Consider the following 21,426-nt stretch of genomic DNA (forward strand, 5'->3'; position numbering starts at 1 on the left):
ATACGGAGCGTCACTCATGGCGATCATGGAGCGGGGCAACACGCAGGGAGCCCGGGGCCAGCCCCGGGCCGAGTCCGAGGAGTCGCGGCCGGTGGAGGCACGGTCGGAGGAAGCGCGTGAGCACCATCACCCGGCGCCGGTGACCGAGCGTCCGGAGGAGGGCGAGCGCACCGCCGCGACGCCGCTCGACGACCCCCGGATCCGCCGCTGGGCGTGGCGGGCCGGCGCGGCCGTCGTCGCGGGCGTCGCCGTCATGGTCCTGGTCGGCTGGCGGCTGGGCGTCGCCGTCGCGGTCCTGGTGGTCGTCGGCGATGTCGTCCGGACGTCCCGCAGGAGCTCCTCCGTCACCGCCTGGCAGAAGTCCTCGGCCGCCGAACGGCGCACCGAGAAGCAGCTGAAGTCCCTCCAGCGCAACGGGTACCTCGTGCTGCACGCGCGGGCCGTCCCCCGCGACGACGAGGGCGTCAGCGACGGGCGGATCGACCACCTCGTGATCGGGCCGAGCGGCGTCTACGCCATCGACTCCGAGAAGTGGGACAAGCGCCTCCCCGTGCGCACCATGTCCCACCTGAAGCTCTTCCACGGCCCCTTCAACAAGAAGGACCGGCTGGACGAGGCGCGCTGGGAGGCCCAGATGGCCAGCAGCATCCTCGCCGAGCGGGTCGGCTTCGAGGTCCCGGTGCAGGCCTCCGTGGCGATCTACGGCCCGTCCATCCCGTGGAAGGTCATGCGGGTGCGGGACGTCGACGTCTACGCCGGCAACCGGGCCCGCGCCTACCTGCGGCGCCGTCCGAAGATCCTCACCGACGGCGACGTGCAGCGCATCTTCCAGGCGGCGGAGCAGGCCCTGCCGCCGAAGTACCCCGACTGAGGCCGAGGGCGGCCTGCTTCCCCGGGCCGCCCGCCCCAGCTGCTCGACGGCGAGCCCGCCGGGACGTCCGCGTCCCGGCTTTTCTCATGCCCGCTCACCGGTTGGTAGCATCGAGGGTCACGGGCCGGCCCGCGCGCGACCTCCGCTGAGCCGGCGGCAGCGCCGAGATCCGCCGCTGCGAGCACGCTTCCGAAGGCGACCCGCCCCGCCACGCCGAACCACGCGCGGCCCGTCGTCCCCGCACGCCACAGGTTTGGAGAGGTCACATGCCACCGCTCAGGTCACGCACGGTCACGCACGGCAGGAACATGGCGGGCGCCCGCGCCCTCATGCGCGCCAGCGGCGTCGAACGCGAGGACTTCGGCAAGCCGATCGTCGCGGTGGCCAACAGTTTCACCCAGTTCGTGCCGGGCCACGTCCACCTGGACGAGGTCGGCAAGGTCGTCGCGGGCGCGGTCCGCGAGGCCGGCGGCGTGCCCCGCGAGTTCAACACCATCGCCGTGGACGACGGCATCGCGATGGGCCACGGCGGCATGCTGTACTCGCTGCCGTCCCGCGAGCTGATCGCCGACGCCGTCGAGTACATGGTCAACGCGCACTGCGCCGACGCCCTCATCTGCGTCTCCAACTGCGACAAGATCACCCCGGGGATGCTGCTGGCCGCGCTGCGGCTGAACATCCCGACCGTGTTCGTCTCCGGCGGCCCGATGGAGGCCGGCAAGCCGGTCGCGGGCGTCATGGGCGGCAACAAGCTCGACCTGATCGACCCGATGATCGCCTCCGCGGACGTCTCGATCGCCGACGACACCCTGCTGGAGATGGAGGAGTCCGCCTGCCCGACCTGCGGGTCCTGCTCCGGCATGTTCACGGCGAACTCGATGAACTGCCTCACCGAGGCGATCGGGCTGGCGCTGCCCGGCAACGGCACCGTCCTCGCCACCCACACCGCCCGCCGCCGCCTCTACGAGGACGCCGGCCGCACCGTCGTCGAGATCGCCAAGCGGTACTACGACGGCGACGACGAGTCCGTCCTGCCGCTGAACATCGCCACCCCGCAGGCGTTCGAGAACGCGATGGTGCTGGACGTCGCGATGGGCGGCTCGACCAACACGATCCTGCACCTGCTCGCCGCCGCGACCGAGGCCCGCGCCGACTTCGGGCTGGCCGAGATCGACGCGGTGTCGCGCCGCGTCCCGTGCATCTGCAAGCTGGCCCCGGCGACCGCCAAGTACCACGTCGAGGACTGCCACCGCGCCGGCGGCATCCCCGCGCTGCTCGGCGAGCTGCACCGGGGCGGGCTGCTGCACGGCTCGGCGCACTCGATCCACTCCGCGTCCCTGGACGAGTTCGTCGCCAAGTGGGACGTCCGCTCCCCCGACGTCCTGCCCGAGGCCGTCGAGATGTTCCACGCGGCGCCCGGCGGCGTCCGCAGCACCTCGGCCTTCTCGCAGAGCGCCCGCTGGGAGACCCTCGACCTCGACCGCGAGAACGGCTGCATCCGCTCCGTCGAGCACGCCTACACCGCCGACGGCGGGCTCGCCGTCCTGCGCGGCAACATCGCCCCCGACGGCGCGATCGTCAAGACCGCCGGCGTCGAGGAGGAGCTGTGGACCTTCACCGGCCCCGCCGTCGTCTTCGAGTCGCAGGACGAGGCCGTCGAGGGCATCCTCAGCGGCCGGGTCACGCCCGGTGACGTCGTCGTGATCCGCTACGAGGGCCCGAAGGGCGGCCCCGGCATGCAGGAGATGCTGTACCCGACGAGCTTCCTCAAGGGCCGCGGGCTCGGCAAGGCATGCGCGCTGATCACCGACGGCCGGTTCTCCGGCGGCACGTCCGGGCTGTCCATCGGGCACGCCTCCCCGGAGGCGGCGGGCGGCGGGATCATCGCCCTCGTCGAGGACGGCGACCGCGTCGTCATCGACATCCCGAACCGCGTCCTGGAGCTGGACGTCCCGGCGGACGAGCTGGAGATCCGCCGCGAGAAGCTGCTCGCCGACCTCGGCGGCTACCGGCCCCGCGACCGCGACCGCCCGGTCAGCGCCGCGCTGCGGGCCTACGCGGCGATGGCCACGTCCGCGTCCACCGGCGCGGCCCGCGACGTGTCGCAGCTCGACCGCCTCCCCCACAACTGAGCGAGGCGGGGTGCGTCCCCCCACGGAGATCACTAGCAAGCGGGCCCGGCGCTTTACCCGGCGGGTAATCGCCGCCGTTCCCTGACTTCGGCACAGTGGTGGGTGCCGGGCGAGACCAGCCCGGCACCCACCGCCGAAGGAGTCCGCGATGACCGCCTACGCCCTCGCCCACCTGCGGCCGCAGCCGCCGCTGCACGACGACGTCTTCACCTACATCGAGCGCATCCAGGACACCATGGACCCGTTCGGCGGCCGCTTCCTCGTCCACGGCGTGAACCCCGAGGTGATGGAGGGGCCGTTGGAGGGGAGCTACGTCCTGATCGAGTTCCCCGACATGGACAGGGCCCGCGCCTGGTACGAGTCGGACGCCTACCAGGCGATCCTCCCCATGCGCACCGACCACATCCCGGGCACCGCCGTGCTGCTGCAGGGCGTCCCGCCGGGCTACGACCCCGCGGCGACCGGACGGGCCATGCGCGCCGCCCAGAACGGCTAGGAGCAGCAGCCTCCGCCGCAGCAGCCGCCTCCGCCGGCGGGCTTCGGCGGGGGCGCCGTGCCGCGGGAGGTGCCGGTGACGGCGACCGTGGACAGCAGCTTGACCGTGTCGTCGTGGCCGTCCGGGCAGGGGGCCGGGTCGGACGCGTTGATCATCGGGCGGGAGACCTCGAAGGTCGATCCGCACGCGCGGCAGCGGTAGTCATAACGAGGCACGGCCCCAGGATACGTGGTCGCCGGGACGCGGGGCCGCCGGTCAGGCCGCCGGTTCGGAGACGTAGGCGGCCCACTGGGGGTCGCCGTCCTGGACGAGGCCGATGAGCCGCCAGTGCGCGCCGCGCGGCACGGCGGGCGGGACGGGGAGCGTCCAGCCGAGCTCCGACAGCAGCCGGTCGGCCTTGCTGTGGTTGCAGGTCATGCAGGAGGCGACGCAGTTCTCCCACACGTGCTTGCCGCCGCGGCTGCGCGGATGGACGTGGTCGATCGTCTCGGCCCGGCGCCCGCAGTAGACGCAGCGGAAGTTGTCGCGCCGCATCAGCGCGGCCCGAGTCAGGGGCACGCGGGTGCGGAACGGGATGCGGACGTAGCGGCGCAGCCGGATCACCGACGGCACCTCGACCGTCATCGTGGCCGAATGCAGCACCGCGCCCGTCATGTCGTGATGGACGATCTCGGCCTTCTCCCGGAGCACGAGGCAGACCGCCCGCCGCAGCGGCAGCGTGGTGAGGGGTTCGTACGTCGCGTTCAGGAGCAGGACCTGTCGCATCAGACGGCCTCCGCCGGGTTCGGCGGGATCGCCGGATTCGGCGGGTTCGGCGGATTCGGGGGGTGGGTCGCCTCGGCGGGCGCGGTCGACCGCGCCTCGGACCGAGGCCCGATTATCGTCTCCGGTTCCTGCGCCCTCGCCATGAGAACCTCCCCAGGGGCGAACCGACCTTCATCAGTGTGGCGTCTGAGGGAGCCCGTCCGCTACCCCAATAATCCCCCAGCGCGCGCCGGATCGAACGCGGACCCGCGTTCAGGGCAGGGGGGACTGTCCGGACGGCCAGCCCCGAAGGGCCAATACAGTGCATTCATGACGCCGTATCCGCCCGCGCAGCGCCAGGACATCGTCGAGGACATCCACGGCCACCGGGTCGCCGACCCGTACCGGTGGCTGGAGGACGCCGACAGCCCCGAGACCGCGGAGTGGCTCGCCGCGCAGGACCGGCTCTTCCACAAGGTCGTGGACGCGCTGCCGGGCCGCGACGCGCTGCGGGCCCGCCTCGGCGAGCTGCTCGGCGCGGGCAGCGTCGGCTCCCCCGTGTGGCGGGGCGAGCGGCGGTTCTTCACCCGCCGGGACGCCGGGCAGGAGCACCCCGTCCTCTACACGGCGGACCCGGACGGCACCGAGCGCGTCCTCGTCGACCCGATGGCGCTCGACCCGGACGGCACGACGACGCTCGACGGCTGGCAGCCCGACAAGGAGGGCCGCCGCCTCGCCTACAAGGTCTCCACCGGCGGGGACGAGGAGTCCCTGCTGTACGTCATCGACGTCGCGACCGGTGAGCGGGTCGAGGGGCCGATCGAGCGGGCCCGGTACTCCGCCGTCGCGTGGCTGCCGGGCGGCGAGGCGTACTACTACTCGCGCCGGCTGCCCGCGCACGAGGTCCCGGACGGCGAGGAGCAGTACCACCGGCGCCTCTACTTCCACCGGGTCGGCACCGACCCCGACGCCGACGACGTGCTGATCTTCGGCGCCGGCCGGGACAAGACCAACTACTACGGGGCCGGCGTCAGCCGGGACGGGCGCTGGCTGACCGTCTCGTCGTCGCAGGGCACGGCGCCGCGCAACGACCTGTGGATCGCGGACCTGTCCGCGTCGCCGCCGGAGGCCCCGGAGCTGCGCCCCGTCCAGGAGGGCGTGGACGCCGGCACCGGCCTGCACGTCGGGCGGGACGGCCGCGCCTACATCTTCACCGACCGGGACGCGCCCCGCTCCCGGCTCTGCGTCGCCGACCCGGCCGACCCGTCCTACGAGCACTGGCGGGACCTCGTCCCGGAGGACCCGGAGGCCGTCCTCACCGACTTCGCGATCCTCGACGGCCTGGACCGGCCCGTCCTGCTGGCCGGGTGGACGCGGCACGCGATCAGCGAGATCACCGTCCACGACCTGGCGACCGGGGAGCGGATCGGCACCGTCCCGACGCCGGGCCTCGGCTCGATCGGCGGGATCGTCGAGCGGCCCGAGGGCGGGCACGAGGCGTGGTTCGGCTACACCGACAACACCACCCCGTCCTCGGTCATGCGCTACGACGCGCGCACCGGCGAGACCACGCCGTGGGCGTCGGCGCCGGGCGCGGTCGAGGTCCCGGAGATCGAGACGCGCCAGGTCGTCTACACCTCCCGCGACGGCACCGAGGTGCGGATGCTGGTCGCGTCCCGCCCCGGGCTGTCCGGCCCGCGCCCGGCGATCCTCTACGGGTACGGCGGCTTCAACATCTCCCTCACCCCGTCCTACTCGGCGAGCATCCTGGCCTGGGTGGAGGCGGGCGGCGTGTACGCGGTCGCCAACCTGCGCGGCGGGTCCGAGGAGGGCGAGGAGTGGCACCGCGCGGGCATGCGCGAGCGCAAGCAGAACGTCTTCGACGACTTCCACGCCGCCGCCGAGAAGCTGATCGCGGACGGGCTGACCACGCCCGCCCAGCTCGCGATCTCCGGCGGCTCCAACGGCGGCCTGCTCGTCGGCGCGGCCCTCACCCAGCGCCCCGACCTGTACCGGGCGGTGGTCTGCTCGGCGCCGCTGCTCGACATGGTGCGCTACGAGCGGTTCGGCCTCGGCCAGACCTGGAACGACGAGTACGGGACGGCGGACGACCCCGAGGAGTTCGGCTGGCTCATCGGCTACTCCCCGTACCACCACGTCCACCCGGGCACCGCGTACCCGGCCGTGCTGTTCACGACGTTCGGCAGCGACACCCGCGTGGACCCGCTGCACGCCCGCAAGCTGTGCGCGGCGCTGCAGTACGCCACCGCGTCGGACGCGCCGGTCCTGCTGCGCGACGAGGCCGAGGTGGGGCACGCCGCCCGCTCGGTGAGCCGCTCGGCCGACCTGATGACCGACACGCTCACGTTCCTGGCCGCGCAGACCGGGCTGTCCTTCGACGAATTGACTCATGGTCTAATAGCGGGATGACGGTGCAGACCACCACGGTCCTCGACCTCCTGCGCGAGCCGCCCCGGGAGCCCGACACGTCGGCCGGCTACCTCGACCTGCTCGGCCCGCCGGCGAAGCCGTCGCTGGCCCAGTCCGCGATGGAGTCGACGTTCCTGCCGCGCATCTACGAGAAGGTGTGGCGGCCGATCGGCTTCAACCTCGCCAAGGGCTGGCCGTTCGGCCCCGACACCGCCGCCGAGCACGCGATGGCCCGCGAGTGGCTGGGCCTCACCGATCGCCCGCCGGCGACGGTGCTGGACGTGGCGTGCGGCCCCGGCAACGTGACCCGGGCCCTCGCCGAGGGGGTCGGTGCGGACGGCCTGGTCGTCGGCCTGGACGCGTCCGAGACCATGCTGGCGCAGGCCGTCCGCGACACCCCCGAACCCCACCTGGACGACGCCCGCATCGACTACGTGCGCGGCGACGCCGTCGACCTCCCGTTCCGCGACGGCGTGTTCGACGCCGTCTGCTGCTTCGGCGCGCTCTACCTGTTCGACGACCCGTGGCGGGCGCTGGACGGCATGGCCCGCGTCCTGCGGCCCGGCGGCCGGCTCGTCATCCTCACCTCGCGCCGCCCCGTCCCGCTCCCGAGCGCCCGCATCGCGGGCGCGCTGATCCGCCGGACCACGGGCTTCACGGTCTTCGGCGACCGCGAGGTGACCCGCGCGCTCACCGCCCGCGACTTCACGGACGTGCGCCGGCACCGCTACCCGCTGATGCAGATGCTCGCCGCCCGCCGCCCCTGACCCGCGCGAGGTACGGCGCGGGTCAGCGGCGGCGCCGGGTCGGCGGAATCACCGCGTCAGCGGAGCAACGGCGTCAGCGGAACAACGGGGTCAGCGGAGGCGTGAGGTCGGCGCAGCCACGAGGGTCAGCGGAGGGGCTTCTCGATGTAGATGTTGACGATGCCGCCGATGGTCTCGCGGCGGGTCTCGCGCCAGCCGAACTTGCGGTAGAGGGCCAGCGCGGGCGCCTGGAGCTCGGTGGTGTCGGCGCGCAGGACGCGGTAGCCGTACTCGGCGGCGCGCTCCTCCAGCGCCCGGACGAGCGCGGCGCCGTAGCCGCGGCGCTGGACGGCCGGCAGGACGCGCAGGCGCACCATCTCGACGGCGTTCAGCTCGCGGGCGCCGGGGGCGTAGCCGCCGAACGCGCGGGCGTGGCCGCCGGGGATGAGGTCGGCGCGGCGCAGGCCGCCCATCGCGACGATCCGGGCGCCGAGCTCGCCGACGAGGAACTCGCCGTCGTTGCGGAGGTAGATGTCCTCCATCCGGAAGAAGTCGTGGTCGTAGTAGACGCCGTCGCCGGGCCGCAGGCCGACCTGGGCGAGGCCCTCGCGGTGCAGGGCCAGGACGGTGCCGTGGTCGGCCGCGTGGTAGCGGCGGATGCGCAGGTCGCCGAACCGCCAGACGGGCGGCTCGTCCTCCAGCCGGACGAGGTGGCCCTGCGAGAAGGTGCTGCCCATGCCCGGTCAGACCTGCTCGGCCGGCGGCGCGGTGACGGGACTCTTGATCGAGGGGCCGGAGAGCGCCTCGTAGAAGTCCTTGAGCGCCGGTATCTCGCCGTGCTTGGCCGAGACGGCCGCGCCGATCTGGCGGGCGCGGTGCACGAGGATGTCGCTGCGGTGGTCGGCGGGCAGGTCGAGGATGGCCTCCCGGCCGGCCACGAGCGCGGCGTCGGGATGGCCGGCGTGGAGCTTGCACATCGCGCGGTCGAGGCGCACCAGGGTCAGGTCGACGCGGTCGGTGGGCGAATAGAGGGTGAGGGCGTGGCTCAGCACCTCGTCGCCGTGCTTGTGGTCGCCGAGGTTGGTGAACGTGTCGCCCTCGTAGAAGGCCATCTGCCGGTCGGTGAACCCGAACACCAGGTCGCCGGTGTCGGTCTTGGACAACTGGTCGAACACCGAGCGCCCCCGGACGAGGGCGCGGCGGGCGCTCGGGGCGGCGTCGCCGCGGCCGCGCAGCGCGAGCATGCCGAGCGCGCGGGCCTCCACGGCGGGGGCCATCGCGGCGGCGACGCCGGGCGTCCGGCCGGCGAGGTCCTGGGCTTTGCGGGCCAGGTGCAGCGCCTCGCGCGGGTCGCCGTAGTACATCGGCACGAGGGACTCGCGGACGGTCACCCAGGCGCGCAGCTGCCGGTCGCCGGTCTCGTCGGCGGCGGTGCGCGCGGTCCGGAAGAAGGAGCGGGCCAGCCGGTGGTCGCCCAGGTTGATCATGATCAGCCCGGACAGCCCGGACAGCTGCGCCGCGATCCGGCACAGCCGCTCCTGCAGTTCCACCGGCTGCCGCTTGTCGCACATGCGCCGCACCTCGCTGAAGTCCAGCAGGACGTCGCAGAGCATCCGCAGCGAGGGAGTCGCCTGGTACTGCCGGCCGTAGCCGTAGGTCGTCTCCTCCCACTGGTCGAGCATGGTCGGCGAGACGGTCGCGCCGACGAGGGTGTCGTCCATCTTGCGGCGCAGGTTGTCGACGGCCCCAAGGAACTGACCGTCGAGCGCCACGCCCGCTCCGGCCAGCAGCTGCAGAAGGGTCCTACGAAGCACGATGTCCTCCTCTCCCACATCAATGGTCAGGGGGCCTTCGGCGCGGTCGGGGCCCCGTACGTCGTTGACGGTGATCCAGGGGCGCTCCTCGCCCCTGGGAACGATCGCCCCGACGAGCGCGTCGGGGTCGGCCGCCGGGCGCCGCTCCGGGGCGCGCGGCGGGGGGACGCTCGGAACCCCCGTGCGGGCCGCGTGGCCGCGGCCGCAGATGCAGGGGCTCTGGTAGTCGAGCGCGTCGGGCTCCACCCGGTAGACGGCGCACAGGTAGTGCAGGTACTCGGGACCGGGCCGCTTGTACCCGCTCTCGTAGGCCGACAGCAGCGTCTCCCCCAGCCGGGGAGGCGGCTTGCCGTCGACCTCGTACAGCGCCCTGACCTGCGCCACGATGTCGGACAGCGCGACACCGTGGGCAAGGCGGTGCGCCTTGATCCGGCTGGTGCCGAACAGCGGCCCGCACTGCTCGTGGATGTCCTGCGCGATCTGGACCGGGCCCTGGCCGCGGGCCAGGGCGTGCGCGCGGATCCGGCGGGCGACTTCCGTCTCTTTCCGGGGGGGATCCGACATCGACTCCGGCCTCCTCACCGTCGGGCCGGGACGCCGTTCCCCCGGGGGGAGGGCGGTCGTCCCTGCCACGGCGACCGGTCACTAGATGGCCACGACAGATAACCTTTCGCGCACGCAGCGTAACCCTCGTCACATTGGCCGCCAAGCGGTTTCGCAGAAGAAGCACGTGCCGGAGGACGCCTCACCCCCTGCGGGTAGAGATTCTTCCTCCGGAGGAGGGGCCCCTTCCTCTGAGGTGGGGTAATCCGGCACTTCGCCGGACGACCGCCCCCTTGACCCGCCAGTGTGAGAGTTGCAATTCTCGCCGCGAGTGACCGGACGGATCCAGAGAGTCGATCATCCGCCCCGGTCCGGTCGACGTCCGGTGCTCGCCATGGAGGGGGTGTGAAGGTGGTCAGCGACAGACGCGTCGGCTACCTCGAGGAGCTGGAGCAGGAACTCGACACGCAGGGCCTGGTCGCCCGCGTCGTCCGCACCCGCTCGGGGCCGGCCTTCCTGCGGGTGGTGAACCCCGAGGCCGCGAGCCTCGCCGAGGACGTGACCTGCGCGCCGGCCCCCGAGACCAAGGACCACTACTTCTGGTGGTCGTGGGGCGAGCGCATGCACCGGGTGGACGACGTCGGCGGCGCCGCGATGAAGCTGGCGCACGTCCTGCAGCCGCTCTCCCGGGAGGTCGGCTCCCGCCCCTGAGACCGGGCGTGTCCCGCGGTCCGCGGCCGGAACGGCGCGGCAGCCGCCGGCCGCGGGACACGTTCGCCCGGACAGCCCTCCCCGGCCGCGCCTCCCGGGCTCCGTCCGGGCGGCGCCTCGTCCGGCGGCGTACGAACCGGTCGGAAACGTCCCCTACGATCGGCTCGTGCCCGCCGCGGGTCCACAGCGAGGTGCCGAGGCACCACAATTGGCCGGGGAGGGTCTGCACCATGTCATTCGCCGCGTCGTCTCTTGCCGCCTCGCCGCTCGCCGGGCCGCTCGCCGGGCCGCTCGCCGGAGCGCTCGGGGTGCCGGCCGCGCCCACCGCGGCGCCCGGCGGCGAGCCGCTGCTCCCCTGGGCCGACAAGGGGTCCCCGGAGACGGCCTGCGGCGACCCGGACCCGACGACGGCGTGCCGGCTCGTCTGGAACATCTCGCACAACACCGACTTCACCAAGTTCTTCGCGACGTGGCTGGACAAGCCGCTCACCACGCTGCTGCTGATCATCATCACCTTCGTGGTCGCGCTGATCGTGAAGAACATCGCGCACCGCATGATCACCAAGGTGACGCTGCGGATGGCCGAGGGGACGATGTCGGAGCGGGCCCGCGAACGGGCCCGGACGGTCTTCGAGGGCAGCCCCGCCCTGCTGAACAAGCGGCGCGCCCAGCGCGCGCAGACGCTCGGCTCGGTGCTGCGCTCGATCGCGTCCGTCCTGATCATGGGGACGGCGCTGTTCAGCATCCTCGGCTCGCTCGGCCTCAACCTGGCGCCCATCCTGGCCAGCGCCAGCGTCATCGGCGTCGCGGTCGGGTTCGGCGCGCAGAACATCGTCAAGGACCTGCTCGCCGGGCTGTTCATGCTGCTGGAGGACCAGTACGGCGTCGGCGACTTCATCGACGTGGGCAGCGCGAAGGGGACGGTCGAGGCCGTCACGCTGCGGGTCACCCGGATGCGGGACGTCAACGGCGTCGTCTGGTACGTCCCGAACGGCGAGATCAAGAAGGTCGGGAACGAGTCGCAGAACTGGGGGCGGGCCGTCCTCGACATCCCGGTCGACATCCACGAGGACACCGAGAAGGTCAAGGAGATCCTGCAGGCCACCGCCGACGAGATGGCCGCCGACACCGCCTGGAAGGACCTCGTCCTGGAGCAGCCGTCGGTGTGGGGCGTGCAGGCCCTCGCGGGCGACGCGATCGTGATCCGCGTGGTGCTGAAGACCGCGCCGGGCAAGCAGGGCGACATCGCCCGCGAGCTGCGCGAACGCGTCAAGCGCTCGTTCGATGAGGCGGGCGTCACGGTGGCCACGCCGGCGCCGTAGGCGATCAAGGTGAGGATCGGGACGCATCTCACATATGGTGGGGAGCGCTATGGCTGAACAGGTGACTTTCTACGAGGCGGTCGGCGGTGAGGCGACCTTCCATCGGCTGGTGCACCGCTTCTACCAGGGCGTCGCCGAGGACCCCGAACTCCGGCCCATGTACCCGGAGGAGGATCTCGGCCCCGCCGAGGAGCGGCTGCGGCTGTTCCTGATCCAGTACTGGGGCGGTCCGAACACCTACAGCCAGCGGCGCGGGCATCCGCGGCTGCGGATGCGGCACGTGCCGTTCGTCATCGACGAGGCCCAGCGCGACCGGTGGCTGAAGCACATGCGGGACGCGGTGGAGGAGCTGGAGCTGCCCGAGCCGCTGGAGAAGCAGCTCTGGGACTACTTCACGATGGCGGCGCGGAGCCTGGTGAACACGCCCACGTGACCGGCCGGGCGCGGCCGTGCGGCGGCCGGGCGTGACCGCTGCGGGGTAATCGGGTAGATCGCGGTGTATGACGCGAATCCCGTGGTGGCGCGACGCCGTCGTGTACGAGATCTACGTCCGCAGTTTCGCCGACGCCGACGGGAACGGTGAAGGCGACCTCCAGGGGATCCGGTCCCGGCTCGGCCATCTGCGCGACCTCGGCGTGGACGCCCTGTGGCTCACCCCCTTCTACCGCTCGCCGCTGGCCGACGGCGGCTACGACGTGGCCGACTACCGCGACGTGGACCCCCGGTTCGGCACGCTGGACGACTTCGACGCGCTGGTCGCGGACGTGCACGCGCACGGGCTGCGGCTGATCGTCGACATCGTCCCGAACCACTCGTCCGACCGGCACCCCTGGTTCCAGGAGGCGCTCGCGGCGCCGCCGGGGTCGCCCGAGCGCGCGCGCTACATCTTCCGTCCCGGGCGGCCGGGCGAGCGCCCCGGCGAGGAGCAGCCGCCCAACGACTGGCCGTCCGCGTTCGGCGGCCCGGCCTGGACGCGGGTGGACGACGGAGCCGGCGGCGAGTGGTACCTGCACCTGTACGCGCGCGAGCAGCCGGACTTCAACTGGCGCAACCCGGAGGTCCGGCACGAGTTCGAGGACGTCCTGCGCTTCTGGCTCGACCGGGGCGTGGACGGCTTCCGCATCGACGTCGCCGCCGGCCTGTTCAAGGACGAGTCCTTCGGCGACCTCGCCGGGCGGGACCGCCGCGTCGCGAACGGCCCGATCTACAGCCGTCCCGAGGTGCACGAGGTGTACCGCAAGTGGCGGCGGATCCTGGACGAGTACGGCGGCGACCGCATGGCCATAGGCGAGGTGTGGACGGACGGCCCCGAAGACCTCGCGCTCTATCTGCGTCCGGACGAACTGCACCAGGTGTTCCAGTTCGACCTGCAGCTGGCTCCGTGGTCGGCGACGGCCTTCCGTGACGTGATCGACGCTGCGTTGAAGGCCGTCGCGCCTACCGGGGCCGCTCCCACGTGGGTGCTGTCCAGTCACGACTCGATCCGCCACTTGACGCGGTATGAGCGGCCAGGGGGCATCCCCGGCATCGAGCGTGCGCGAGCCAAGGCCGCGCTACTGCTGCTCTTGTCGCTCCCAGGGTCGGCCTACCTGTACCAAGGCGAGGAACTGGGGCTGCCCGAGGTGACGGACCTCCCCGACGAGGCCCGGCAGGACCCGATCTTCGAGCGGACGGGCGGGGAACTCGCCGGGCGGGACGGCTGCCGGGTCCCGCTGCCCTGGTCGGGCCGGGCCGAGCCGTTCGGGTTCTCCCCCGCCGGCGTCCGGCCGTGGCTGCCGATGCCGCCGGAGTGGGCGTCGATGACGGTGGAGGCGCAGGTTTCGGACCCGTCCTCCATGCTGCGGTGGTACCGGGAGGCGCTGGCGCTGCGGCGCCGCCTGGCGAACGACCTGCCCGAGGACCTGGACTGGCTCGACTCCCCCGGCGGCGCGCTCTTCTTCCGGCGCGGCCCGCTGACGTGCGCGCTCAACTGCGGCGAGAATCCGGTGCGCCTTCCGGCGGGCACCCCGCTCCTGACGAGCACCCCGCTCTACGGCGACCTGCTCCCCGGCAACACCGCCGCCTGGCTCCGGACGCCCTGAGAAGCCGCCAGAACGAAGGACGCGGTGCGCCGGGCCGTGCCAGGGATCAGAGCACGGACCGGCGCACCGCGGGCCTTCACCGGCGGGAAGGGCCGGTTACGTGGGCGGACGCTGGATCTGGAGCGGGTCGTCGGCGGGCGGCACCGCCTGGAAGGTCCGGGCCTGCGACTCGACGCCGGCCCAGCGCTTGACGTCCGCGACCGCCGCGGCCTGCTCGTCGGCGGGCAGCTTGGCGATGAGGCGCGCGCTGTGGTTCATGCCGGGCGCGACGTAGACGGCCGAGTCGCGGCTGCCCCGTCCCAGGGTGAACGGCTCGGCGCCCCACGGGTCGTTGGCGCCGTACAGGAACAGCATGTGGTTGGAGTTGTTCCGCACCCAGCGGTCGATGTCGCGCATCGCGCTGCCCCGGTCGAACCGCATCGGGATGTCACGCGGGACGTAGGTGCGCGGCTGGTAGCTGTCCTCGTAGCGCAGCAGCGGCCGCAGGTGCTTGAACTTGGGCGACGGCCAGCCGAGCTGAGTGCCCGCCTGGTAGTAGTACGGAATGTACGGGGCGAGCCCTTGGTCGCTGTAGAACGACAGCCCGGAGATGGTGTCGAGCGTCTTGTAGATCTCGTCGTCAACGGCGTCCACCGGCGGCAGCGACGGGCAGTCGGACAGCAGGCTGTACTGGTAGAACGCCCACTCGTAGTCCATGACCGAGTTCTCGAAGGCGCGGTCCATCGAGCGCAGGATGGTGAAGGTCAGGCCCTGCTCGTCGGCGGCGGCCTTGAAGCGCTGGAGCATGGCGGGGCGGCGCTTGAGGAACTCGCGCGCGAGCGCCTTGACGTGGGCGCGGCACTGGGGGTCGTCCCCGACGGTCCGGAAGAACTCGTCGTAGGCGCGGTCGTCGTTGTTGTTGACGTCGTTGGGCGCCACGTAGACGACGCTGCCGTCGACGTCACCTGGGTAGAAGCGCTTGTGGTAGACGGCCGTCATGCCGCCCTTGCTGGCGCCGGTCGAGATCCACTTGCCCTTGTAGATGGTCTTGAGGGCCTTGATGAGCCGGTGCTCGTCGGTGGCGGCCTGCCAGATGTTGTCCTTGGACCAGTCGGTCGGCTCGGGACGGGACGGGGTGAAGTAGCGGTACTCGACCGAGATCTGGTTGCCGTCCACCAGGGCCGTGGGCTCGGACGTGAACATCACTTCGGGGGTGTCGTAGCCGCTGGTGTAGAGCACCATGGGCTTGTCGGCCGACTTGTGCTGCAGCATGATGCGCTGCTCGAACCACTGCCCCCAGGGCTTGCGGTGGTCGACGGGCTGGCGGTATTCGAGCCAGAACCAGCGGACCCCGGGAATCGTCGAGTCCTTCTCCGTCACCCGCATTCCGTGAATGGCCTTGAGCTGGGCCAGAATGTCGCCGGCCTGGGCCGCACCCGCCTGCGTGGTACCCGCCTGCGCGGTGATCGCCGCCTGCGCCGCCGTGGCTCCCGCGCCGGTCATTCCGGCGGCGAGCAGCAGTGCCATCGCTCCTCGTGAGACGCGCCGCATTATGCCCCTTTCACGTGGGTTCTCCACATTCGCGTCGCGACACTAGAGGGAGAAGAGGCCCTAAAACGGATTGCTGTGGTGCTTGTTACCTATCCGTGACGGCTCGGTTGTCACCGGGCGCGCCAGGACAGATCACCCTGCGGGCGGGTCACGCGAAGGGGCCGCAGAGGGTCACGTGAAGGGGGCGCGGAGAGGCCGCAGGGGTCACGTGGAGAGGGCGCAGAGGGTCACGCGGGCGGGGTCAGGGACACCCCGTCGTCCCACGGGGCCAGGCACTCGAAGAGGTGCTCGTCGTGCCAGCGCCCGTCCAGGTGGATGTGGCGGCGGGCCGTCCCGACGGGCGTGAAGCCGTTGTTGCGCAGGACGCGCTGGGACGCGTGGTTGTCGACCCTCGTGAAGGCTTCGACGCGGTGCAGGCGCAGCGCGCCGAACGCCACGTCCAGGGCCTGCCTCAGCGCCTCTGTGGCGACACCATGGCCGGCGTGCGCGCGCGCCACCCAGTAGCCGACGAAGCAGCACTGGAGTGGGCCGCGCAGGATGTTGTTGAGCGTGATCCGTCCGGCGATCTCACCGTCGACCAGGATCAGGCCGGGCCACATCTCCCCCAGCGCGTACGCCTCGATGAGGTCGTGCAGGTTGTCGCGCTGGGCGTCGACCGTGAAGTACGCGTCGTCGCGCTCCGGCTCCCACGGGCGCAGGTACTCTCGGTTCTCCCGGTACAGCGCGGCGAGCGCCTCCGCGTCCGCCATCTGGACGACGCGGAGCCGAACGCCCGGCTGGCGGCGATCCAGGGCGGGCTGGGGCCCGGCCAGCGCGGTCATGCGCTCGGCACCACGTAGCGCCCGATGAACTCGCGCTCCTCCGGCGTGAAGCGGCGCAGCCGGTTCGCCTCCACGTCGAACGCGACGAGCGTCGAGGTCGCCTCCGCGTACACGTTCTCGTCGTCGCGCACCTCGTAGGCGAGCTTGAACGAGGCGGCGCGGGCCTCGGTCACCCAGGTCTCCACCCGGATCGGGTAGACGGTCGGCAGCAGCGGCAGCCGGTAGTCGATCTCGTGCCGCGAGATCACCATCCCGCGGACGGGCTGCTCGCCCTTGCGCACCGGGTCGCCGTGGAACATCTCCAGCCGGGCGTCCTCCAGGTAGCCGAGGAACTTGACGTTGTTCACATGGCCCTGGGAGTCGATGTCGCCGAACCGGATGTTGAACTCGTAGACGTGCCGGTACTCGGCCGTAGGCGTCCGCTGCATGTCCTCGCCTGGGGATCGGGGAACCGGGGGTCGGCCCGATGTTACCCGCAGCCGATTCAGTCCCTCACGAGGCAGGGTCGCTTGCGGTCGAACGTCCAGCCCGGGATCAGGTACCGCATCGCCGCCTCGTCGTCCCGGTCGCCGAGCCCGTGGCGGACGTAGCGCCGGTGCGCCTCCTCCAGCCGCTCCTCGTCGATCTCGACGCCGAGACCCGGCGCGTCGGGCAGGTCGACGCGGCCGTCCACGATGCGGAGCGGGTCCGCGGTGAGGCGCTGGCCGTCCTGCCAGATCCAGTGCGTGTCGATCGCGGTGATCTCGCCGGGCGCCGCGGCGGCGACGTGGGTGAACATCGCCAGCGACACGTCGAAGTGGTTGTTGGAGTGCGAGCCCCAGGTGAGGCCCCACGCCTCGCAGAGCTGCGCCACCCGCACCGAGCCGCGCATCGTCCAGAAGTGCGGGTCGGCGAGCGGGATGTCCACCGCGTCCAGCCGGATCGCGTGGCCCAGCTCGCGCCAGTCGGTTGCGATCATGTTGGTGGCCGTGCGCAGGCCGGTCGCGCGGCGGAACTCCGCCATCGTCTCGCGTCCGGAATAGCCCAGTTCGGCGCCGCACGGGTCCTCGGCGTAGGCGAGGACGTCCTTGAGATCGTTGCCGACCCGGACGGCCTCGGCGAGCGACCACGCGCCGTTCGGGTCGAGGTTGATGCGGGCGTCCGGGAACCGCTCGGCGAGCGCCCGCACCGCCGCCGCCTCCTCGTCGGGCCGCAGCACGCCGCCCTTGAGCTTGAAGTCGGCGAACCCGTACCGCTCCCGCGCGGCCTCCGCCTGCCGGACGATCGCCTCCGGCGTCAGCGCCTCCTCGTGCCGCACCCGGAGCCACCCGTCCGCGTCCTTCGGAGGCTCCTGATACGGAAGGTCCGTCTTGTTCCGGTCGCCGATGTAGAACAGGTAGCCGAGCATCGGGATCGAGCCGCGCTGGACGCCGTCGCCGAGCAGCGCCGCCACCGGCACGCCGAGGAACCGCCCCATCAGGTCCAGCAGCGCCGACTCGATCGCGGCCAGCGCGTGGACGGTGATCCGGGTGTCGTGCGTCAGCGGACCGCGCCCGCCCGCGTCCAGGTGCCCGAACGCGGCCCGGACGGAGTTCAGGATCTCGTCCGACCGGCCGAGGGGCCTGCCGACGATCAGCTCGCGGGCGTCCTCCAGCGTCCTGCGGATGCCCTCGCCGCCCGGCACCTCCCCGACGCCCGTGCTGCCGGACGAGTCGGTCAGCAGCAGCACGTTCCGGGTGAAGAACGGGCCGTGCGCCCCGCCCAGGTTGAGCAGCATGCTGTCGTGGCCCGCGACCGGCACGACCCGCATGCCGGTGACGACCGGCGTGCTCATCGGGGCGTCCCCTGGTGGGCGATCGGCCGCTGGAACCGCTCGATGGCGAGGCTGCCCACCGACGTCGTGCGCGCGTCGGACGTCGCCGGGTACGGGCCGCCGTGGACCATCGCGTGCCCGACCCTGACCCCGGTCGGCCAGCCGTCCCACACGATCCGGCCGGCCAGCCGCTCCACCACCGGCAGCAGCCGCGCCGCGTCGTCCCCGGCGCCGTGGATCGTCGCGGTCAGCTGGCCCTCCAGGCCCCGCGCCACGGCGATGACCTGGTCGAGGTCGTCGCAGCGGACCACCAGCGAGCAGGCGCCGAAGACCTCCTCCTGGAGGTCGGGGCCGAAGTGGGCGGCGTCCACGGCGGCGAGCGCGGCCCGGCAGCCGGCCGCCGCGTCGGGCTCCCGGCCGCGGGCGATGATCTCCACGTCCGGATGCCGGTCGAGCCGCGCGACGCCGTCGGCGTAGGCGCGGGCGATGCCCGGGGTGAGCATCGGCGCCCCCGGGTCGGCCTCGATCGCCTTGGCCGCCGCGTCCAGGAACGCGTCGAGATCCGCGCCCCTCACCGCGAAGACGAGCCCGGGGTTGGTGCAGAACTGCCCGGCGCCGAGCGTCACCGACCCGGCGAACCCCTCGGCCAGCTCACCGGCGCGCGCGGCCAGGGCGTCCGGCAGCAGGAACACCGGGTTGACGCTGCTCATCTCCGCGTAGACCGGGATCGGAACGGGCCGGCCCGCCGCCGCCCGCGCGATCGCCAGGCCCGCCTTCCGGGACCCGGTGAACCCGACCGCCCGGACGCGCGGGTCGGTGACGAGCGCGATGCCGAGCGTGGGCCCGTCGCCGTAGAGCATGGAGAACACGCCCTCGGGCAGGCCCGCCTCCCGGACGGCCTCCGACACCGCCGCCCCGACCAGCTCGCACGTCCCCGGGTGCGCGTCGTGCGCCTTCACGACGACCGGGCAGCCCGCCGCCAGCGCGGACGCGGTGTCGCCGCCGGCCACGGAGAACGCGAACGGGAAGTTGCTGGCGCCGAACACGACGACCGGCCCCAGCGGCACCCTGCCCTGCCGGATCTCGGGCCCGCCCTCGCCCGCCGGGTCGACGCTCGTGAACGGCTCGCCGTCGCGAAGGTCTCCCGCGAACAACCGGAGCTGCCCCGTCGTCCGGCCGACCTCACCGGTGAGCCGCACCACCGGAAGCCCGGTCTCCGCCGCCGCGCGCTCGACCAGGACGCCGCTCAGCGCGTCGAGCTTGGCCGCGATCGACTCCAGGAAGGCGGCGCGCTGCTCGGCCGACGTCGCGCGGTAGGCGTCGAACGCCTCCTCCGCCAGGGCGCAGGCGCGCTCCACATCGCTCTGGTCGCCGTAGCGGTACTCGGGATCGAGGTTCTCACCGGTGCGGGGATCGACGGCGGTGATCGCCCGCCCCGTGCCGGCGACGCGGTCGAAGCCGATCACCATGCGTCCGGTGAGCTGCGCCAAGGGTCCGTCCTCCTCCGTCAGGTCACGTCAAAACGGACCCTAGGAGACGGGAACGATACCTGTCCAACACGAAAAACGCATTGTTCGATGCACCTGAAGCATCAATCCTGGGCGAACGGATCGGTCACCGTCCCGGACGGGAGCGCGGCCGAGGCGCTCTTCAGCAACGCGACGAAGTCCGCCAGGCAGGTGATGCACCGCGCGGCGTGGCGGCTCAGCTCCCGGATCCGCTCGTCGCTGAGCACCTCGTTCGCCGAGGCCAGCTCCCGGACATGGGTACAGCGCGCCGGGGGTTCGCGCGGCAGCTCCTCCCGGCGGCCCGCGAACCCGGCCAGCAGCTCGTCGATCCGGTCGGCGGCCTCGGGATAGCCCGCCGCGTACGCCTCCGCGTACGCCTGCGCCGCCTCGGTCACCAGATGCAGCTCCGCGCGCCCGCAGGCCCCGGCCAGCCGGTCGAGCGTGCGGCCGAGCCGCAGCGCGGCATCGGCGTGGTCGCCGCCCGCCGCGACCCGGAACCAGCGGGCGGCCTCCACCAGGTTCCCGTCCGCCTCGTGGCGGCACCCCAGCTCGTACGCGGCCCGGTCGAGCTGCAGCGACGCGACGAACGCCGCGTGCCGCGCCCGCGCGATGTCGTCGCGCCGCCGGTACTCCTCCTCCACCTCCGCGAGCCCGACGGCGAACTCGGCCTCGGGCATGCCCGCGATCGCGGACGCCGCGGCGGCGAGGGCACCGTCCAGGGTCACGCGTCGACCTCCGCCGGCCGCACCATCCCCGCCAGCCGCCGCCGCGCCCGCTCCACGTGCACCGCGGCGGCGGCCTCGCTCTCGTCCAGGATCTCCGCGACGTCCGGCATCGGGAACTCCAGCAGGCAGCGCAGCGCGACGGCCTCCCGCTGCCGGCGCGGCAGGCTCCGCACCGCCGCCATCAGGCCGTCCGGCCCGGCGCAGGCCATCTCGTCCAGCGAGGTGCACTGCTCGCGCGCCTTCGCCTGCCAGCGGCGCAGCAGGGTCGTCGCGATCCGGAACAGCCACACGCCCGGCTTCTCGCAGGTGACCAGTTCGCCCCACCCGCACCGCGCGGCGAGCATGCTCTCCCGCGCGACGTCCTCGACCCAGCGTCCGTCCGCCGTCTGCGCCCGCAGGTACCCGGTGAGCAGCGGCGCCCAGTGCCGGTGGAACGCGGGGAACGACATCAGCGACTCCCGCTCCATGTTCATCGCGCCGCCCGCCCCGTCATCGTTGACCCGTCCACGAATCTCCTTTGCGGCACACAGGAACTGCTTTCACCCCAGTCTTACGCATAAAAGCGCCACCGTGGCTCACAATCCCCAACATCACCCGCCGAGATCCCGCCACAGTGATCGAAAACACCAATGACCACTAGGTCACTACACCCCTCCCCCCACCTGCACCGACACCCCCGGGAAAGATCACTAAGAATGGCCTACCATCCCCGAACCCGACATTCACCCAACACCACCACGAACCAAATTCGACTCCCCCTCACGACCAAAACCCACCCGAACACCCGACAAGCACAGACAAAGACACAGCCACAGAACGCGCCACCCAACAACCGCACCCCGAGAACAGCCCCCTCGACCGCTGCGCGATCTCACACCCACGCATTGCCCCTGGTGCGCCTTCGCCATCGGCCACTCCGTGGTCGGGCGGTCTCTCCGTAGGCGCTCCTCGCTGACCCGAGAGCCAGACCTCACAGGCGCCCAAGCACAGCCGACGGGTTACGACGGGCACATGCGCAGGCGAGAGCACGGGACAGCGAGCACCACGTGCGCGGGTTTCCACAGTGTGAGTGCGGGACTAGGGCGCACGCGGAGGGAGTGGGACGCTCGGGCGGGCACGTGCGAGGGCGCAAGGGGCGGAGCTGTCTCTTATACAAATCT

At 72.4% G+C, this 21,426-nt stretch carries 19 protein-coding genes and 1 pseudogene; 9 read left to right on the top strand and 11 right to left on the bottom strand.

All coding sequences use genetic code 11. From position 1 onward, the window contains the following. Nucleotides 1-16: 16 nt before the first annotated feature. From ETD96_RS07565 to ETD96_RS07575, 3 genes are all read left to right on the top strand, one after another. Nucleotides 17-871: a nuclease-related domain-containing protein gene (locus ETD96_RS07565; protein ID WP_240807358.1), complete on the top strand. Its 855-nt coding sequence runs from the start codon at nucleotides 17-19 to the stop codon at nucleotides 869-871. 266 nt (nucleotides 872-1,137) lie between these two features. Continuing rightward, nucleotides 1,138-3,003: a dihydroxy-acid dehydratase gene (gene ilvD, locus ETD96_RS07570; protein WP_138635564.1), complete on the top strand. Its 1,866-nt coding sequence runs from the start codon at nucleotides 1,138-1,140 to the stop codon at nucleotides 3,001-3,003. 148 nt (nucleotides 3,004-3,151) lie between these two features. After that, the gene (locus ETD96_RS07575) at nucleotides 3,152-3,499 is read left to right on the top strand and encodes a DUF1330 domain-containing protein (protein WP_138635565.1); all 348 of its coding nucleotides are present in this window, start codon (nucleotides 3,152-3,154) and stop codon (nucleotides 3,497-3,499) included. On the opposite strand, the gene ETD96_RS07580 is transcribed toward ETD96_RS07575, so the two are convergent. Both ETD96_RS07580 and ETD96_RS07585 read right to left on the bottom strand, forming a co-directional pair. Then, nucleotides 3,496-3,714: an FmdB family zinc ribbon protein gene (locus ETD96_RS07580; protein ID WP_138635566.1), complete on the bottom strand. Its 219-nt coding sequence runs from the start codon at nucleotides 3,712-3,714 to the stop codon at nucleotides 3,496-3,498. The two genes, ETD96_RS07575 and ETD96_RS07580, sit on opposite strands and share 4 nt — an antisense overlap. A 40-nt stretch (nucleotides 3,715-3,754) precedes the next feature. Then, entirely contained in the window at nucleotides 3,755-4,264 is a 510-nt protein-coding gene (locus ETD96_RS07585; RefSeq protein WP_138635567.1) for an HNH endonuclease, read from the bottom strand. Between the two features lie 309 nt (nucleotides 4,265-4,573). Between ETD96_RS07585 and ETD96_RS07590 the strand changes: the two genes are divergently transcribed. Both ETD96_RS07590 and ETD96_RS07595 read left to right on the top strand, forming a co-directional pair. Beyond that, a complete protein-coding gene (locus tag ETD96_RS07590; protein WP_138635568.1) occupies nucleotides 4,574-6,673 on the top strand; it encodes a prolyl oligopeptidase family serine peptidase in 2,100 nt (699 codons plus the stop codon). Further along, nucleotides 6,670-7,440, top strand: a complete 771-nt coding sequence (locus ETD96_RS07595; protein ID WP_138635569.1) for a class I SAM-dependent methyltransferase — start codon at nucleotides 6,670-6,672, stop codon at nucleotides 7,438-7,440. Before ETD96_RS07590 ends, ETD96_RS07595 begins: the two co-directional genes overlap by 4 nt. Nucleotides 7,441-7,565: 125 nt before the next feature. Here the strand turns inward: ETD96_RS07595 and ETD96_RS07600 are convergent, their stop codons facing one another. Next, entirely contained in the window at nucleotides 7,566-8,156 is a 591-nt protein-coding gene (locus tag ETD96_RS07600) for a GNAT family N-acetyltransferase (RefSeq protein WP_138635570.1), read from the bottom strand. A 6-nt stretch (nucleotides 8,157-8,162) separates the two neighbouring features. Further along, complete coding sequence (locus ETD96_RS07605; RefSeq protein WP_240807359.1) at nucleotides 8,163-9,797, bottom strand: NsdA family TPR-like regulatory protein; 1,635 nt, start codon at nucleotides 9,795-9,797, stop codon at nucleotides 8,163-8,165. Between the two features lie 384 nt (nucleotides 9,798-10,181). Between ETD96_RS07605 and ETD96_RS07610 the strand changes: the two genes are divergently transcribed. The 4 genes and pseudogenes from ETD96_RS07610 to ETD96_RS07625 all read left to right on the top strand — a co-directional run bounded on the left by ETD96_RS07610 (nucleotide 10,182) and on the right by ETD96_RS07625 (nucleotide 13,890). After that, entirely contained in the window at nucleotides 10,182-10,487 is a 306-nt protein-coding gene (locus tag ETD96_RS07610; protein WP_240807360.1) for a hypothetical protein, read from the top strand. Nucleotides 10,488-10,717: 230 nt separating this feature from the next. After that, nucleotides 10,718-11,809, top strand: a complete 1,092-nt coding sequence (locus tag ETD96_RS07615) for a mechanosensitive ion channel family protein (RefSeq protein WP_138635571.1) — start codon at nucleotides 10,718-10,720, stop codon at nucleotides 11,807-11,809. A 61-nt stretch (nucleotides 11,810-11,870) separates the two neighbouring features. Next, nucleotides 11,871-12,236, top strand: a pseudogene (locus ETD96_RS07620) (globin); the annotation flags it as partial. Between the two features lie 73 nt (nucleotides 12,237-12,309). Further along, nucleotides 12,310-13,890 carry a glycoside hydrolase family 13 protein gene (locus tag ETD96_RS07625; RefSeq protein WP_138635572.1) on the top strand — a complete coding sequence of 527 codons (1,581 nt, stop codon included), beginning with the start codon at nucleotides 12,310-12,312 and terminating at the stop codon, nucleotides 13,888-13,890. Nucleotides 13,891-13,986: 96 nt separating this feature from the next. On the opposite strand, the gene ETD96_RS07630 is transcribed toward ETD96_RS07625, so the two are convergent. The 7 genes from ETD96_RS07630 to ETD96_RS07660 all read right to left on the bottom strand — a co-directional run bounded on the left by ETD96_RS07630 (nucleotide 13,987) and on the right by ETD96_RS07660 (nucleotide 20,739). After that, nucleotides 13,987-15,396, bottom strand: a complete 1,410-nt coding sequence (locus tag ETD96_RS07630; RefSeq protein ID WP_240807361.1) for a S28 family serine protease — start codon at nucleotides 15,394-15,396, stop codon at nucleotides 13,987-13,989. A 251-nt stretch (nucleotides 15,397-15,647) separates the two neighbouring features. After that, nucleotides 15,648-16,241 (bottom strand): GNAT family N-acetyltransferase, encoded by a 594-nt coding sequence (locus ETD96_RS07635; protein ID WP_138635574.1) that lies wholly within the window; start codon nucleotides 16,239-16,241, stop codon nucleotides 15,648-15,650. Continuing rightward, entirely contained in the window at nucleotides 16,238-16,669 is a 432-nt protein-coding gene (locus ETD96_RS07640) for an acyl-CoA thioesterase (protein ID WP_138635575.1), read from the bottom strand. Before ETD96_RS07640 ends, ETD96_RS07635 begins: the two co-directional genes overlap by 4 nt. 56 nt (nucleotides 16,670-16,725) lie before the next feature. Further along, nucleotides 16,726-18,054, bottom strand: coding sequence for an enolase C-terminal domain-like protein (locus tag ETD96_RS07645; RefSeq protein WP_138635576.1), 1,329 nt, complete (start codon nucleotides 18,052-18,054; stop codon nucleotides 16,726-16,728). Next, nucleotides 18,051-19,523, bottom strand: coding sequence for an aldehyde dehydrogenase (NADP(+)) (locus ETD96_RS07650; protein ID WP_205719154.1), 1,473 nt, complete (start codon nucleotides 19,521-19,523; stop codon nucleotides 18,051-18,053). The genes ETD96_RS07645 and ETD96_RS07650 overlap by 4 nt, the downstream gene beginning before the upstream one ends. 101 nt (nucleotides 19,524-19,624) lie before the next feature. Then, nucleotides 19,625-20,266: a hypothetical protein gene (locus ETD96_RS07655; protein WP_138635577.1), complete on the bottom strand. Its 642-nt coding sequence runs from the start codon at nucleotides 20,264-20,266 to the stop codon at nucleotides 19,625-19,627. Next, nucleotides 20,263-20,739 carry an RNA polymerase sigma factor gene (locus tag ETD96_RS07660; RefSeq protein WP_138635578.1) on the bottom strand — a complete coding sequence of 159 codons (477 nt, stop codon included), beginning with the start codon at nucleotides 20,737-20,739 and terminating at the stop codon, nucleotides 20,263-20,265. The genes ETD96_RS07655 and ETD96_RS07660 overlap by 4 nt, the downstream gene beginning before the upstream one ends. Nucleotides 20,740-21,426 lie beyond the last annotated feature (687 nt).

The organism is Actinomadura geliboluensis, from assembly GCF_005889745.1.
GTDB lineage: Bacteria > Actinomycetota > Actinomycetes > Streptosporangiales > Streptosporangiaceae > Spirillospora > Spirillospora geliboluensis.